Genomic DNA, 15473 nt, shown 5'->3' with positions numbered 1-15473 from the left:
CCATGCTGGTGCTCACATTCAGGATAGGTGAATACGTGTACGGGCTGGAAGCCCAGGCCGTAGCAGAGGTGGTTCCGCCCACTGTGTGCAAGGAACTGCCCCGTTCTCCGGATTACGTAAAGGGGCTTTTTAATTACCGGGGCAAGGTCACCCCGGTGGTGGATTTGTCCATGCTTGCTATGGATACTCCGTGCATTTCGCGCATGTCCACCCGGATTGTGCTCATTGATCTTGCCGACCTTGATGAAGGCGAGGAGCGGGGTGAACAATATCTGGGACTGCTGGCTGAAAATATCACCGAGACCCTGAAGGTTGCTGATTCTGATTTTGAAGATTCCGGACTGGAGATTCCCGATGCCCCGTGGCTGGGCCGGGTAGCCCGGGTAAATGATTGTATGCTGCAATTGCTCAAACCTCATAAGCTGCTGACTGAGGAATTACGGCAGGTGCTTTTTCCCAAAGATGATTCAGGATCAGCTCAGGAGTAAGGGATGAATGTTGAGCCGTTCCTGAAAATACTTAACCGGGCCATGGGATTAGCTCCGGATTCGCTGTCCCGTTCGGGCATAGAACTGGCTGTCAGGGCGCGTATGCGGGAGACCGGGAGCAAAGAGAATTCCTATCTCAGCCTGCTGCGCACCAGTGATGAGGAATTGGCGGAACTGGTTGAGGAGATTGTGGTCCCGGAAACATGGTTTTTCAGGGATAGCAAACCCTTTGAACTGCTCTTTGAAACTGTTGCCGGACGTAATGATGATTTCCGGGTGCTCAGCGCTCCTTGTTCCACCGGTGAAGAACCCTATTCCATAGCCATGACCCTAATGGGGGCCGGGCTGAAAAGTTTTCGGGTTGATGGGGTCGATATCAGCGAGCGTGCTTTGCTTAAGGCAAAGGTCGGTATCTATGGAGATAACTCCTTTCGCACTGACCTGCCTCTGTATGCTCAAAGATGGTTCCGTAAATGCAAACAGGGACGCATGCTTGCCCAAGAGGTCAGGAACTCGGTGAATTTTCATGCCGGAAATATCATTGACGGTTGTCTTCCCAATGGCACGTATGATGTTATTTTTTGCCGTAATTTATTGATTTATCTTGATGAAGGCTCAAGGAAATGTTTGGCGGCATTATTGAATGAGAAGTTGAAGGATGACGGATTGCTCTTTGTAGGGCATGCCGAGATTCTTCCGGTTTTTAACGATTGGTTTACCCCGGTCAGGAAGCAGGGGACATTTGCTTTACGTAAGGGCAAACGCAAGGTTGCCGCTCTGCTTAAACCGCCCGTATGTCCGCAAAAGGACTGCTCCCGGAAGTCTTTGGTTAGCACTGGAACATTACTAACCCAAAGCTCTTTTAAAACTACGCCTCCGCTTAAACCGGAACTGGTGTCCCGCAGGGAAGAAAAGAGTCATGAAGTTGCGGAAAAGACGGTTGAAAGTCCTGAAGGTACGGAGTTGTCGGTCTGTTCTTCTGTTGAGGATATCAAAGCCTTTGCGGACCGGGGCGATACAACAGAGGCTTTGAGCATGTGTGATGACCTGCTCAAACAGGCAGGGCCGGAGCCTGAATTGTTTCATCTCTGCGGGCTGCTGCATGAAGCCGGGGGAAATATTTCAATGGCTGAAGAATTTTACGGCAAGGCCCTGTACCTTGAACCGGATCATATGGAATCGCTAGTGCATCTCGCCCTGCTGCTGGAAAACCGGGGGGATTTGCGCAAGGCCGAGATCATGCGCAACAGGGCCCGTCGGGCTGAAAAAAGGAATGAGGCCTGATAATGCTTGAATCCTGCTGGAATACAATAGGTTATGCCGGGGACAGGACCTGCCCGGAACTTGAGCACTGGTCCCATTGCTATCATTGTCCGAACTTTACCAGTGCCGGACTTTCCCTGCTGGACCGGGAGCCGCCCGAAGGCTATCTGGCCGAGAATACCGAAGCCGTGGCTATTGCCAAGGAAGAAGAGCAGGTCGAGACGGCAGGGGCAGTGGTCTTCAGGATTTCCCGTGAATGGCTGGCTCTTTCTTCGCAGGTCTTTGTTTCGGTTCTGGAGGAGCGCACCGTGCGTCCGGTTCCCCATCGCAACAGCAGGATGTTTCGGGGGCTGACCAGCATTCAGGGTCAGATCGTCCCGGTGGTTTCAGTGCGGGAATTGCTTGGGCTTGAAGCGGAATACCTGACTGAAGAAGAAAAAGGATTCCGGGTCTACAGCAGGTTCATCTGTGTGGACCGCGGTTTCGGGCGCTGGATTTTTGCGGTGGATGAAGTGCTCGGAGTGCATCATTTTTCTCCTGATGCTCTTATGGATGCTCCGGCCACCGTGGCCAAGGCCCCTGCGGCATACACCCGCGGCCTGTTTGAAATAGATGATAAAAGAATTTCACTGCTGGAAGACGAGCTTCTTTTTGAGGCTTTCAACCGCATCATCAAGTAAGGCGGAGATTATGAGTAACAGCCGGACAGGGAGAAGATAAGGTGACGCGAGATATGGCGGATCTTTCCATGCTGGAACTCTTTCGCATGGAGGCGGGCAACCATACCCGGGTGCTGGAAGAAGGCGTTCCCGGTCTTGCTGCTGACGTTTCCCCGGAAAAAGTACAGCCGCTCATCCATGCTGCCCATGCCCTGAAAGGTTCGGGCAAGATCGTAGGGCTGGCTGATGCTGTGGATCTTTCGCAGGCCATGGAAACCGTGCTGGACAGATGTTCCGGCTCAGGGGAGTTGCTTGCGGACCAGACTATTGAGGCATTACTGGCCGGAACCCGGTTCCTGCATTCCCTTGCTGAAGTTGAAGCGGAGGAAATGGACGGTTGGCTGGAAGAAAGGGCCGCTGAGTTTAAGGATTTGCTCGCGAGCATTGAGTCTGCCGAGACTGAATCAACAGCTGCGCCTGAAGCTGAAGATGAGTTGCAAGCTCCTGTTGTTCAGGAAGAGGAAGTTGAAGAGCAGCCTTCTGCAGATGAAATTTCAGAATCAGCCCCAGTGCAGGCTGCCGCTCCGGTTAAGGAAGGTGTGCCCCTTGCCGACCTTTCCATGCTCGATCTTTTTCGTATGGAGGCCGAGAGCCATTCACAGGCTCTGAATGCCGGACTGCTGGAACTGGAAAAGGATCAGGCCCCGGACAAGGTGGAGCCGCTCATGCGTGCGGCCCATTCCATGAAGGGGGCGGCCCGTATCGTGGGGCTGACCGATGCCGTGGCCCTTGCCCATGCCATGGAGGATCTGCTCGTCTCTTGCCAGAAGGGCGAGACTGTTCTCGGTTCCGGGCAGATTGACCTGTTGCTGGCGGCCACAGATATTTACCGTGATGTATCGCAGCTTGAAACTGACGCCATCCAAGGATTTTTAAGTGAGCGCAAACCGCTCATGGACCAGATGGAAAAGGCTTTGCGTGGTGATGAGGGGGCGGCGGCTAAGGTCTGCTCCGAAGTCTGTCCGCAGGGTATTCCGGCTTCAATTGCCGAGCCTGTTCCAGAGCCTGTGGAGGAAGTTATTGAAGCCTTTCCGGAGCAGGGTGAGTCTAAGCAGGATGCCTCGGTTTCGGTCAAGGAATCTCCTCCAGCCAAGGAAAGTCCCGTTCCGGCACAGGGAGTGCGTGCCCCTGCAGATTCAGTGGTCCGTGTTTCCGCCGGAAACCTGAACAGGCTCATGGCCCTTGCCGGGGAAAGTCTTGTGGAGTCCGGCAGGCTGGGCGAGTTTGCTTCTTCTTTGTTGCGTTTAAAAGCTGGGCACCGGGATGTGATGAAGATCATAGAAGATTCCTGTGAGCGGGTCAGCCATGGCGAGACCGCAGAAGATGTGGTCGGCGAAATGAAGTCTGCGTTGGGCGAATGTCTGGTCATGCTGGTCAAGCATATCAATGAGTTCGATCTTTACCGCAGGCGCAATGACAATGTTTCCAGCAGGCTGTACCACGAGGTAATTGCCAGCCGCATGCGTCCTTTTTCCGACGGCGGGCGCGGTTTTCCCCGTCTGGTCCGCGATCTGGCCCGTTCGTTGGGCAAGGAAGTGGATTTCATCATCGAAGGTGAAACTACCTCCGTGGACCGCGATATCTTGGACAAGCTGGAAGCCCCTCTCAACCATCTGATCAGGAACGCGGTTGATCACGGTATCGAGATGCCGGATGAGCGTGTTTCAGCAGGCAAGTCGCCCACCGGAACCATTAAGGTTATTGCCGGGCACCGGGCCGGGATGCTTTTCATTGAAGTCCGTGATGACGGTCAGGGGTTGGACCCGGAACGGATCAGGGCCAAGGTGGTGGAACGCAAGCTGGCCCCGGCGCGCATGGCTGAGGAAATGAGCCGCGCTGAATTGATGGAATTTCTTTTTCTGCCCGGGTTTTCCACAGCCGGAAAAGTCACTGAGATTTCCGGGCGTGGAGTTGGGCTGGACGTGGTTCATGCCATGGTTCAGGAAGTGGGCGGTACTGTCCGTGCAGATTCAGAACCCGGACAGGGTATGTCTTTTTCCATGCAGCTGCCGCTGACCCTTTCAGTTATCCGCACCCTTCTGGTTAAGATTGCTGACCAGCCTTATGCCATTCCCTTGAGCCGTATCAGCCGTATTGCTTCGGTTTTTCCGGATCAGCTTAAGCTGGCCGAGGACCGCCAGTATGTATCGCTTAATGGAGCCAATGTGGGCTTGGTGCCTGCGGCCCAGATTCTGGGAGTCAGCTCGTCCCATATTGAAGATGACGGGCTCAAGGTAGTGGTCATCAGTGACCGGATGAATAAATACGGGCTGGTGGTGGATGATTTTCTGGGCGAGCAGGACCTTGTGGTTCGCCCGCTGGACCATCGGCTGGGCAAGGTCCCTGATGTGAACTCAGTGGCTATGATGCCTGACGGTTCTCCGGTACTCATCCTTGATGCCGAGGACCTTGTGCGCTCTATCGACAATCTCCTTTCCGGCGGCAGGCTGGGCAAGGTGGGATTGGAATCCGCGGAAAGCGGCCCGGTGCAGAAGATTCTGGTGGTGGATGATTCCCTTACCGTGCGCGAAGTGGAACGCAAGCTTCTGGTCAACCACGGCTATGAAGTGGATACAGCAGTTGATGGGCAGGATGGACTCAACGCTGTTATTTCCGGTGACTATGACCTTGTGGTCACCGATGTGGATATGCCGCGCATGAACGGTTTGGAATTGACCAGCAAGATCAAGAGTGACCCGGATCTCAAGTCCATTCCGGTAATGATGGTTTCCTATAAAGACCGCAAGGAAGACAAGCTCCGTGGGCTGGAAGCCGGAGCCGATTACTATTTGACCAAGAGCAGTTTTCATGACGAGACCCTGCTTTCGGCAGTTGAAGATCTCATAGGCGGGGCCGGAAAATGAGAATAGGTATTGTGAATGATCAGGCATCAGCAGTGGATGTCCTTAAAAAAGTAATTGTCGATGCCGGACATGAAGTCGCCTGGATTGCCCATAACGGGGAAAAGGCGGTGGAAAAGTGCTGTGCCGATGTTCCCGATCTTGTGCTTATGGACTTGATTATGCCCGTGCTGGACGGTGCCGGGGCTACACAGGCGATTATGCAGAAGTGCCCCTGCCCGGTTCTGATCGTTACTGCCAGTATCGAGGGCAATTCTACCAAGGTGTTCGAGGCCATGGGAGCGGGAGCGCTAGATGTGGCCACTACTCCCCGTCAGGATAACGGTTCTATTGAAGGCGGTAGCGATCTTCTCGCTAAAATTTCAGTGATTGGTAAGTTGCATGGCAATAAGAAGGAAAGGGCGGTTCACAAGCCTGCTCCGAAAGTGAGGATGGTTCCCCCGCTGCTGGCAATAGGCAGTTCCACCGGCGGACCTTCCGCATTAGCCACCCTGCTGGGAGCCTTACCTGAGGATTTTCCGGCAGCCATCGCCATTGCCCAGCATGTGGACGGTAATTTTTCTGAAAATCTGGCCCAATGGTTGGACAGCCAGACCGGATTGAAAGTTGAACTTGCCCGCAGCGGCATGGTCATGCAGGCCGGGAAGGCGGTAATCGCGCCCGGTGACCGGCATATGCGCATGGGGCCGGGAGGGATAGTGGAGTTGTCCCGCGGGCCCGGTGAGAATCTTTACGTGCCTTCTGTGGATGTTCTTTTCGAGAGCCTGTGCTGTGCCGGGTTTCCGTCCAACTCTGCGGCGGTTTTATTGACGGGTATGGGTGCTGACGGAGCAAGGGGCATGTGTGATCTCAGGAATTCCGGATGGATGACCGTGGCGCAGGATAAGGAGTCCAGTGTGGTCTGGGGTATGCCCGGAGCTGCGGTGAAAATGGGTGCGGCACGCGAGATTTGTTCCATTGAGGATATGGCCGGGTTGCTGGTAAGGCATTTTAAAAAACGTTTCAGGAGTTAGTGATGACCGAAGTCAAAGAGCAATTGCTCACCGAACATAAGATTAATGTCCTGCTCATCGATGACCAGCCCATGGTTGGTGAGGCTGTGCGGCGCATGCTTGAGGGCGAGGATGACATTGATTTCCATTTTGTGAGTGATCCGACCAAGGCCATCCCCACTGCTGAAGAATTGCAGCCCACGGTTATTTTACAGGACCTTGTTATGCCAGAGATTGATGGCATGACCATGGTCAAGTTCATGCGGGTAAATTCCAAGCTTAAGGATATCCCCCTGATCGTGCTTTCCACCAAGGAAGAGCCTACCACCAAGGCCGAGGCCTTCGCTCTTGGCGCCAATGATTATCTGGTCAAGCTTCCGGACCGCATCGAGCTATTAGCCCGTATCCGTTATCACTCCAAGGGTTACATCAACCTTTTGCAGAGGAACGAGGCTTACGAGCAATTGCGTGAAAGCAGGGATGAAATGCGCAAGGAGTTGGCTGTTGCGGCCGACTACGTAACTTCACTGCTCCCGGACCCGGTTAAAGAGGGGAATATTCAGGCAGACTGGCGTTTTATTCCTTCAGCATCATTGGGCGGAGACTCCTTTGGTTACCACTGGCTGGATGATGACCATTTTGCCATGTATCTGCTTGATGTCTGTGACCATGGGGTTGGTTCCGCTTTGCTTTCTGTTTCAGCCATGAACGTACTCCGCTCCCAGACCCTGCCGGATACCGACTTTCTCAAGCCGGACAAGGTTCTGGAAGCCTTGAATGATTCTTTTCAGATGGATCAGCAGAACAATCTATATTTCACCATGTGGTACGGGGTGTACCGCAAATCAGACCGAACCCTGATCTATTCCAGCGGCGGCCATCCTCCGGCTCTGCTTATCTCCGGCGGGGAAGCACAGCAGTTGCGTACTCCGGGAATGATTGTGGGCGGCATGCCGGATATGACCTACGTGAGCGATTCTGTGACCATTGAACCGGGAGCGCGTTTCTTTCTCTACAGCGACGGTGTTTACGAGCTTAAAAAGGTTTTGGACGGCAAGATGTGGGAGTTCGATGAGTTTGCAGGGTTCATGAAGGAAACCGGGGGAGAATTGGGCAAACCCATTGACCAGCTCATAGATCATACCCGCAAATTGCAGGGTGGTGAGCTCTATGAAGATGATTTTTCCATGGTGGAGTTTGTCTTTGCCTAAAGACATCTCATAATTAATCGGGAATTAAAGAGGACTGATAATGAGTATCCGCAAACAGTTCATAGCCGGATGTGTGGTTTTCTGCATAGCCTTGACCGTGTCCATTATGTGGCTGGTTTCAGACTATGCCCGGGAAACCCTGATGGACCAGTTCCGGTCCAAGGCTGAAATCATGCTCCATACCATGAAGGCAGTGCGTAAGCATACCGGGTCGGTTATCCGCCCTAAGGCTACGGAAATGCTGCCGGAAAATATGTTTGTAACCGAGTTGCAGTCCACATCATTTACCGCCAACGGTGTTTTTGGACGTATTCCCGATACCTTCAGGCACGAGTTAACTTTTAAAACTGCATCAACCAAGCCGCGCAATCCCGATAATCTGGCCACCACTGATGAGGCCCGGATTATTGAGGAGCTTGATGCCATGGCAAGGGCCGGGAAAAGACCCTTTATCGAGGAAATCCGCAAGATCAACGGAATTGAGTCCTTTATCGTGGCAGAAGGTGAGTCCAACAAGCCTTCCTGTATGGTTTGTCACGGTGATCCCAAAGATGCGCCCCCGTCCATGAAAAACAGGTATCCGGTTAAAAATGATATGGGCTATTACCGCAAGCCGGGGCGCATAGAGTGTGCCATGATCTCGGCTATTCCTTTGGCTGCCATGAATGCAGCGTCCAATCAGGCTCTTGGAGCTGTGGTTTTCATGGGTTGTGTTTTTATCGCGGTAACCCTTGGTTTTCTGCTCTTCGGGCTGAACCTTATTTTTAGCCCTGTCTCCCGCATAACCGACATTGCTAAAGATATTGCTTCCGGGGATTTGCACAGTGCCAGTGTTTCCATCCGCAAGATGAAGAATATGGCTGAAGGTAAATTCTTCGCCGGCAGGATTGTCCGTCCCGGCAATGAAATCGGCAATCTTGTGACTTCTTTTGAGACCATGATTTCAGGATTGTCGGAACTGGTCGGGGAAGTGCAGTCTTCCGGGGATAATGTCTCTGTGGCCGGAAATAAAATCAGGTCCACAGCCGAACACATTGATTCCGCAGTAAACAGGCAGGCTGCTTCCACCAATGAAGTTACCGCTACCAGTCGGTTGATCAGCAAGACCTCTAAAGATTTAGTGGAAGTTATGGCTGATGTTGCCGATAGTGCCAGCGAATCTGCCCATATGGCCGAGGCCCTGCAAGGCAATATTGAACGTCGGGAGCAATCTCTGATCAGGCTGGTTAATTCTACCGACAGTGTTGCTTCAAGACTGGCGGCCATCAACGAGAAGGCCAGCAGGATCAACCATATTGTGACCACTATCGCCAGAATTGCCGACCAGACCAACCTGCTCTCTCTCAATGCGGCCATTGAAGCGGAAAAAGCCGGACAGTTCGGTCAGGGCTTCTCCGTAGTTGCCCGCGAGATGCGTAGGCTGGCCGATCAGACGGTCATAGCCGCTGAAGATATTGAACTCATGGTCAGGGACATGCAGTCTGCGGTGAGTTCCGGGGTTATGGAGATGGAGACTTTCAACCATGAGGTCCGCTCAAGCGTTGATGAAGTGGAAAAGATGAGTGCCGATCTTGGACAGATTGTGGATCAGGTCCGGGTACTCAAGCCCCGTTTCGTGGATGTTTCCCGCTCCATGGGAGATCAGGCCGACAGTGCGGAGCAGATCAGCGACGCCATGTCTGATTTAAGTGATACTGCTGCCGGAACCACGGAATACCTTGAAGATTTCAAGCGGACAGTGGCAAGTTTGAACTATACCGTACAGAGCTTGAGCGGTGCGGTTGACGGTTTCCAGACAGTTGAAGACGATTTTTTCACAGCAAATGACGAAAAAGAAGGCTCAAATAAGGCTGAAACTGAACAGGATCCGGAGAATTAACACAGTTGTAACGACTCCGCCTTAATTCGTACCATTGTTACAGGTAAGGTCCGAGCAAAAGGAGAACATTGTGTCAGTTGAGAAAATACTGGTTGTTGAAGACCATAATGATACTATCGAGTTGTTGAAGTACAACCTTACCTCTTCCGGTTACGAGGTTGTGACCGCCATGGACGGCCATAAGGCTCTTGATCAGGCTGGAAAAGAAAATCCCGACCTGATTCTGCTCGACCTCATGCTGCCCGGTATTGACGGCCTTGAAGTCTGCCGCAGGCTGAAACAGGAAGTTGCCACCCAGCATATCCCGGTGATCATGCTTACCGCCAAGGGCGAGGAAGTTGACCGGGTTGTGGGGCTTGAGCTTGGTGTGGATGATTACATCGTCAAACCGTTCAGCCCCCGTGAACTTGTGCTCAGGGTTAAGGCCGTTCTGCGCCGCAGCACCGAAGTGCCTGAGCCGCGCCGTCCCGGAAAATGGAGCCGTGAAGGCCTTTCCGTGGATTTCGAAGCCCACACCGTGGAATGCGACGGTGACCTTGTGGCCCTTACCGCTACCGAGTTCAAGCTCTTTTCTGAACTCTTGCAGCATGAAGGCAAGGTCCGCACCCGTGACCATCTGCTTGATACTGTTTGGGACACCCATTTCGAAGGCTATTCCAGAACAGTGGACACCCATATCCGCAGGTTGCGTCAGAAGCTTGGTCCCTATGCAGATTATATCGAGACTGTGCGTGGCGTAGGTTATCGTTTCAAGCATTCATAGGCCTGATTTAATCAAACCGCATCAATGGATAAAACAGGTCCCGGAATTTCCGGGGGGCTTTGTTGCGTCCTTAAAGCAATCCTTACCTGTTTGTCACTTATAGACGTTGATTCCATGTTAAGTTGTCGGCGTATTTATTTAACTTTCTGACTTTAAAGCCAATTATGAATAGCGATCTGAGATTTTCAATCAAGAGCAAGCTTTTTATCGCAGTCTGCCTGACTGCTGCTATCTGCGTCAGTCTGCCGCTTGGTTTTGCCTATCACTTGCTGAAGGCTGACCTTACGGTGGATTCGCAGAACAGCATGCGCGATAAAATGGAGCTTGCCAGACGCATCTATAGAAAAAGTGACGGGGCTGGGGTGCAGAGCCGGGTAGATGCAGTGTCCGGTATGCTGGGAACAGAAGTCGGTTATATTTCCCTTGACGGTAAGAATTCGGTTCAACCAACTTGGGCTGCCGGGGCTTCCATTTCATTGAATGATGCTCAAATCAGGAGCGCAGAAGGCGGACAGCCCGGATTGCAGGTGCAGGAAGATTCTCTGGACGGCAAGGAATTCATGTTAGGAGCTGTAAAGGTAGCCCAAGGCATTAATTCCCCGGCCGGGTATCTGGTGATCAAGGACTCCCTGCACGGGCCGGAAGAAAGAATGGATATGATCCTCAAGGTTTTCTTCTGGGCCCTGCCCATTGTTGCCCTGGTTTGCTACGGGGTTATCCGTTTTGTGACCATGCAGCTCAGTTCTTCAGTGCAATCCATGGTCAGGACTGCCGAGGCTGTGGGGCAGGGTAATTACAAGCGCAGGATCAGGACTTTTCCGGACAAGGAATTCATTCCCCTCGCCAATTCCATCAATTGGATGGCTGCACGGATTGATGAGCACGTCAGCACCATTACCGGACAGAAGAACAAGATTCAGGCTGTATTCAACGGTATGTGGGACGGGGTTATGGTTTTAGACGGCAGCTGCCGTATTCAGAGTGTGAACCGGGCCTTGCAGGATATTTTTCCCGGTATTCAGAATGGGGTGGATCGTACTCCGCTTGAAATTATTCCCAGTCCTGATCTTTACGATGCCTGTACGGAAGTGGTCGGCCCGGAAGGTCCGGAAGCCACAACAGTGCAGGTTGTTTTGCCCAATGGGAGGGTTTACGATGTAAATATCGTTCGCTCTCCGCACACTTCCGAACCGGGACAGGGTCCGGGAGCTATTGCTGTTTTTCATGACATCAGCGAGATCAAGCGGCTTGAAACAGTGCGTCAGGATTTCGTAGCCAATGTATCACACGAATTGCGCACACCGCTTACCTCGGTAAAAGGGTATGCCGAAACCCTGCTTTCCGATCCTCCTCCACCGGAGTCCATACAGAAGAACTTTCTGGCTACCATTGAGAAGAATGCCAACCACATGTGTAAAATTGTGGATGACCTGCTTAATCTGTCAAGGCTTGAAAGCGGCCATGAAAAGGTTGAACTCATGCCCATTGATCCCACAGATGCATTACGTGAGGCATGGGAGGCCTGTTCCGGGCTTGCTGAAAAAAGAAATGTAGATCTTAAGCGCAGTTTTGAAAAAGGTGATTTCACGATTATGGCTGATTCCGGTCAACTCATGCAGCTGTTCAGAAATTTATTGGAAAATGCCATTAAGTACGGGCCGGAGGAAAAGCCTGTTTCCGTAGAGCATCGTGTTGAAGATGGTCGTTTACAGCTTGCAGTGATTGATCAAGGTCCGGGTATTCCCGCAGCGGATCAGCCGCGCATATTCGAGCGTTTTTATTCTGTGGAAAAATTCCGCCGTAATGAATTCGGTTCCACTGGACTTGGTCTTGCTATCTCCCGGCATATCGTGTCCAACCATGGTGGCGAAATATCCGTGCAATGCCCTCCTGAAGGATATAGGCAAGGCACAGCCTTTGTATTTACCCTGCCTTTATTTTTGCAAGTTTAAAGGCAATTTGATTTGCGACATTATATTGATGACAATGCGAGTAAAGAAAGGATAGATTTCGTACAAACTTAGGGGAGGGCCGGTTTGAACGAAAAATCCAAGGCAGTACTTCTCATGGCCGCTACGGCCCTGATCTGGAGTTCCGGCGGGCTGGCGATCAAGCTGGTGGATTGGAATCCCATGGCTATCACCGGGGTGCGTAGTGTTCTTGCTGCTTTGACTCTGGTTTTTCTATTTCGGGGCCGTTTGAAATTCGGATTCTCCCTTGTGCAATTGGGCGCGGCAGCGGGTTATGCCGGACTGCTGATCACTAATGTTGCCGCCACTAAGCTGACGACCTCAGCCAATGCCATCCTGCTGGCCTACACTGCCCCTGTTTACGTAGCATTGCTGGCTCCTTGGTTTCTTAAGGAGAAAACCAGCCGCAGTGATTGGATTTTCATAGCCGTCACCGTAGGCGGCATGGTTCTATTCTTCCTTGATAAGCTATCTCCCAGCGGACTTTGGGGCAACATCATCGCCGTGGTTACCGGGGCCTCCTACGCCATTTTCACCCTCTGCATGCGGGCCCAGAAATCCACCTCTCCGGTAGAGTCTGTAATCTTGGGGCACCTGCTAACAGCGTTATGCGGATTGCCGTTTATGTTTAACAACATGCCCTCTGTTGAAAGTTGGGTAGGGCTTATCTATTTAGGCATCTTCCAACAGGGAATATCCCTAGCTCTCTACACATGGGCTATCAAGCGTCTGGGCGCGCTGGAAGCAATCCTGATCATGACTCTTGAACCGATCTTCAATCCAATTTTAGTCGCAGTCGGCTACGGTGAAATTCCCGGAAAGTGGGCTATAATAGGTGGGCTGGTGGTGATTAGTTCGGTGACGGTGCGTGGTGTGTTGCCAATACTAAAAAAGAACCCCGGAAGTTAAACTTCCGGGGTTTCTATTTAGATCGCTTTCTTACTCTTCAAGAGCGGCCTCTTGATGCCGTACTTCGTGAGTATTTTTTTCATTCCATTAGTGGATTCGGGCGTTCCGGTATGACGGACAAAAACGCGATACCAAGTCCGGGTTCCGCCTTTTCCTGACTCAACATATGAATCGAGTCCGCTGGAAATGAGCTTGTCGGCAAAAGTTTGGGCCCTTGCGTTGTCGCCGAAGGATGCTGCCTGATACACGTAGCTGTACTTAGGCTCATCAACTTCCACGGGATTGTCGATTTCCACTGCTGGTTCCGGTTCGGCCTGTTTAACTCCAGGAGCTTTTACGGCTACTTTTACAGCGGGCTTTTCTACCTTGGCAGGTTCCGCCTTTTGGGCCGGAGCGGCTTTCTTCTCAGTCTTGGCAACTTCTTTCTTCTTAGGCTCTTCAGGTTTTACCGCAGGCTCAGGCTTTTTCTTGAGCTGGTCAATATAGTCCAGTTCTTCGGGCTTGAGCACTCCGCCTTTTACTTCCCCGGAGCTGTTTACCGAGCTGGAGGGCAGCATCATGGCGATTTCGGGCACATCCTTTTCAGGCTGGTAGCCCCGGCCCAGCAGAATTCCCAGCACAAAGAAGGCGCACAGGGCGGCAACAGCCCCGGCACACAGCCCGATTACTTCGGGCATGGTGAAGGTAAAGGTGAATGTCTTTTCCTGAGCGGGAGCAGTCTTCTTCTTTTTTCTGGGTGCAGCCATTTGTAACTCCGATTTGTTATTACATGCGTTCGGGAGCGGAAACACCAAGCAGGCTAAGGCCGTTGGCAAGGGTTCTTGCAACTGCCTGCAGCAGGACCAGTCTTGCAGCGATTACATCTTCCTCAGCGGAAAGGATGTGGTGCATGGTGTAGAACCTGTGCAGTGCGCTGGCGAGGTCGCGCAGGTAGTAGCTGATTACGTGCGGGCTCATGTTTTTACCTGCGTTCTCAGCAACGTCCGCGAACTGATCCATGAGTTTCATGAGGTTCAGTTCTTCCGCATTGGTCAGGGCGGAAAGGGGAGCAGCGTCAACAACAGGGATTTCAATACCCTGATCAGCGGCTTTGCGCATTACGGAACAGATACGCGCATGAGCGTACTGTACGTAGTAGACCGGGTTATCCATGGTCTTCTGCTTGACCAGTTCAAGGTCGAAGTCGAGGTGGCTGTCGCTCTTACGGGAGAGGAACATGAAGCGGGATGCGTCGCGGCCTACTTCGTTAACCACGTCTTCAAGGGTTTCAAATTTACCGGCACGGGTGGACATGGCAATCTGCTCACCACCGCGCAGCAGGTTAACCAGCTGTACGAGGATGACATCAAGCTGTCCTTTCTTACCCAGTGCTTCTACTGCGGCCTGCATGCGGGGAATGTAACCGTGGTGGTCTGCGCCCCAGATGTCGACTACAATGTCGAAACCGCGTTTGTATTTGTCATCGTGGTAAGCGATGTCGGAAGCGAAGTAAGTCAGGTCTCCGTTGGATTTGCGCAGTACGCGGTCCTTGTCGTCACCAAGTTCGGTGGACTTGAACCAGAGTGCGCCGTCTTCTTCGTAAGCCATGCCGCGTGCTTTGAGGTCGGCGAAGGTCTCTTCAACCTTGTTGGCGGTCACGAGGCTCTTTTCGGAGAACCATACATCGTGGCGTACATCAAAGGCGGCGAGGTCTTTTTTGATGCCTTCAAGGATTTCATCTTTACCGTATTCGCGGCAGATTGCGATTGCTTCGTCTTCGCTCCTTTCGAGGATACCTGGGTTGCGTTCCAGTACTTCGGCAGCGAGGTCTTTGATGTATTCGCCTTTGTAAAAATCTTCAGGATCAGCAATGTCACGGCCCTGAGACTGCTGCAAACGGACCCAGATGGAGTTGCCGAGGATAAGCATCTGGCGTCCGGCATCGTTGACGTAGTATTCTGCTTCCACGTCATAGCCGGTGAATTCGAGGATGCGCACAAGACAGTCACCGAGGGCTGCACCGCGACCGTGACCGATATGCAGTGGGCCGGTGGGGTTGGCGGAAACGTATTCCACCTGAATTTTGGTGCCCTTGCCGATTTCGCTGCGGCCGTAGTCCGCGCCTTTGGTCAGAACTTCGGGAACGAGGTCCTGCCAGAAGGAGTTGGAAAAAGTGAAGTTGAGGAAGCCCGGTCCGGCAATATCAACTTTCTCGATGTATTTGTCTCCGTCCAGATCGGACTGGATCGCTTCCGCAATAGCGCGGGGATTCATCTTGGCCTGCTTGGAGAGCATCATGGCGATGTTAGCGGACATGTCGCCGAATTTTTTATCTTTGGGAGGCTCGATAACAGCCTTCTCCGGCCATTCCCAGCCTTTGGCTTCAAGGATGGAACCGAGAACTTTTTCAAGGTGTTGTTTAGCTTTCATGGTGGATCA

Annotated in this window: 12 protein-coding genes; 10 read left to right on the top strand and 2 right to left on the bottom strand. The window is 52.4% G+C overall.

Going from position 1 to position 15473, the window contains the following annotated elements; genetic code table 11:
- Window positions 1–2: 2 nt before the first annotated feature.
- The 10 genes from ACO05Z_RS19425 to ACO05Z_RS19380 all read left to right on the top strand — a co-directional run bounded on the left by ACO05Z_RS19425 (window position 3) and on the right by ACO05Z_RS19380 (window position 13055).
- Window positions 3–488 (top strand): chemotaxis protein CheW, encoded by a 486-nt coding sequence (locus tag ACO05Z_RS19425; RefSeq protein WP_421903846.1) that lies wholly within the window; start codon window positions 3–5, stop codon window positions 486–488.
- A 3-nt stretch (window positions 489–491) separates the two neighbouring features.
- A complete protein-coding gene (locus ACO05Z_RS19420; RefSeq protein ID WP_421903845.1) occupies window positions 492–1772 on the top strand; it encodes a CheR family methyltransferase in 1281 nt (426 codons plus the stop codon).
- Window positions 1773–1774: 2 nt separating this feature from the next.
- Window positions 1775–2431, top strand: a complete 657-nt coding sequence (locus tag ACO05Z_RS19415; protein WP_421903844.1) for a chemotaxis protein CheW — start codon at window positions 1775–1777, stop codon at window positions 2429–2431.
- Window positions 2432–2484: 53 nt separating this feature from the next.
- A complete protein-coding gene (locus ACO05Z_RS19410) occupies window positions 2485–5334 on the top strand; it encodes a response regulator (RefSeq protein ID WP_421903843.1) in 2850 nt (949 codons plus the stop codon).
- Window positions 5331–6344, top strand: coding sequence for a chemotaxis response regulator protein-glutamate methylesterase (locus ACO05Z_RS19405; protein ID WP_421903842.1), 1014 nt, complete (start codon window positions 5331–5333; stop codon window positions 6342–6344). Before ACO05Z_RS19410 ends, ACO05Z_RS19405 begins: the two co-directional genes overlap by 4 nt.
- Window positions 6345–6346: 2 nt before the next feature.
- The gene (locus tag ACO05Z_RS19400; protein ID WP_421903841.1) at window positions 6347–7534 is read left to right on the top strand and encodes a SpoIIE family protein phosphatase; all 1188 of its coding nucleotides are present in this window, start codon (window positions 6347–6349) and stop codon (window positions 7532–7534) included.
- Window positions 7535–7574: 40 nt separating this feature from the next.
- On the top strand, window positions 7575–9413 hold the full coding sequence (locus ACO05Z_RS19395; protein WP_421903840.1) for a methyl-accepting chemotaxis protein: 1839 nt from the start codon (window positions 7575–7577) through the stop codon (window positions 9411–9413).
- Between the two features lie 70 nt (window positions 9414–9483).
- Entirely contained in the window at window positions 9484–10176 is a 693-nt protein-coding gene (locus ACO05Z_RS19390; protein ID WP_421903839.1) for a response regulator, read from the top strand.
- Window positions 10177–10340: 164 nt separating this feature from the next.
- Window positions 10341–12128 (top strand): ATP-binding protein, encoded by a 1788-nt coding sequence (locus ACO05Z_RS19385; protein ID WP_421903838.1) that lies wholly within the window; start codon window positions 10341–10343, stop codon window positions 12126–12128.
- A gap of 84 nt (window positions 12129–12212) precedes the next feature.
- Complete coding sequence (locus ACO05Z_RS19380) at window positions 12213–13055, top strand: DMT family transporter (protein ID WP_421903837.1); 843 nt, start codon at window positions 12213–12215, stop codon at window positions 13053–13055.
- Between the two features lie 17 nt (window positions 13056–13072).
- Here the strand turns inward: ACO05Z_RS19380 and ACO05Z_RS19375 are convergent, their stop codons facing one another.
- A complete protein-coding gene (locus ACO05Z_RS19375) occupies window positions 13073–13801 on the bottom strand; it encodes an SPOR domain-containing protein (RefSeq protein ID WP_421903836.1) in 729 nt (242 codons plus the stop codon).
- A gap of 19 nt (window positions 13802–13820) precedes the next feature.
- A complete protein-coding gene (gene argS / locus ACO05Z_RS19370) occupies window positions 13821–15464 on the bottom strand; it encodes an arginine--tRNA ligase (protein ID WP_421903835.1) in 1644 nt (547 codons plus the stop codon).
- Window positions 15465–15473 lie beyond the last annotated feature (9 nt).

Source organism: Maridesulfovibrio sp., from assembly GCF_965230075.1.
Classification (GTDB): Bacteria; Desulfobacterota; Desulfovibrionia; order Desulfovibrionales; family Desulfovibrionaceae; genus Maridesulfovibrio.
Note: the sequence above shows the minus strand (reverse complement) of the source record. Positions and strands in the feature narration are given on the sequence as shown.

Bases quoted from the DNA above. Each gene is read 5' to 3' on its own strand.
- ACO05Z_RS19425 (WP_421903846.1), top strand. From the start codon at position 3: ATGCTGGTGCTCACATTCAGGATAGGTGAATACGTGTACGGGCTGGAA.
- ACO05Z_RS19410 (WP_421903843.1), top strand. From the start codon at position 2,485: ATGGCGGATCTTTCCATGCTGGAACTCTTTCGCATGGAGGCGGGCAAC.
- ACO05Z_RS19375 (WP_421903836.1), bottom strand. From the start codon at position 13,801: ATGGCTGCACCCAGAAAAAAGAAGAAGACTGCTCCCGCTCAGGAAAAG.
- ACO05Z_RS19405 (WP_421903842.1), top strand. From the start codon at position 5,331: ATGAGAATAGGTATTGTGAATGATCAGGCATCAGCAGTGGATGTCCTT.
- argS (WP_421903835.1), bottom strand. From the start codon at position 15,464: ATGAAAGCTAAACAACACCTTGAAAAAGTTCTCGGTTCCATCCTTGAA.
- ACO05Z_RS19385 (WP_421903838.1), top strand. From the start codon at position 10,341: ATGAATAGCGATCTGAGATTTTCAATCAAGAGCAAGCTTTTTATCGCA.
- ACO05Z_RS19415 (WP_421903844.1), top strand. From the start codon at position 1,775: ATGCTTGAATCCTGCTGGAATACAATAGGTTATGCCGGGGACAGGACC.
- ACO05Z_RS19400 (WP_421903841.1), top strand. From the start codon at position 6,347: ATGACCGAAGTCAAAGAGCAATTGCTCACCGAACATAAGATTAATGTC.
- ACO05Z_RS19420 (WP_421903845.1), top strand. From the start codon at position 492: ATGAATGTTGAGCCGTTCCTGAAAATACTTAACCGGGCCATGGGATTA.
- ACO05Z_RS19395 (WP_421903840.1), top strand. From the start codon at position 7,575: ATGAGTATCCGCAAACAGTTCATAGCCGGATGTGTGGTTTTCTGCATA.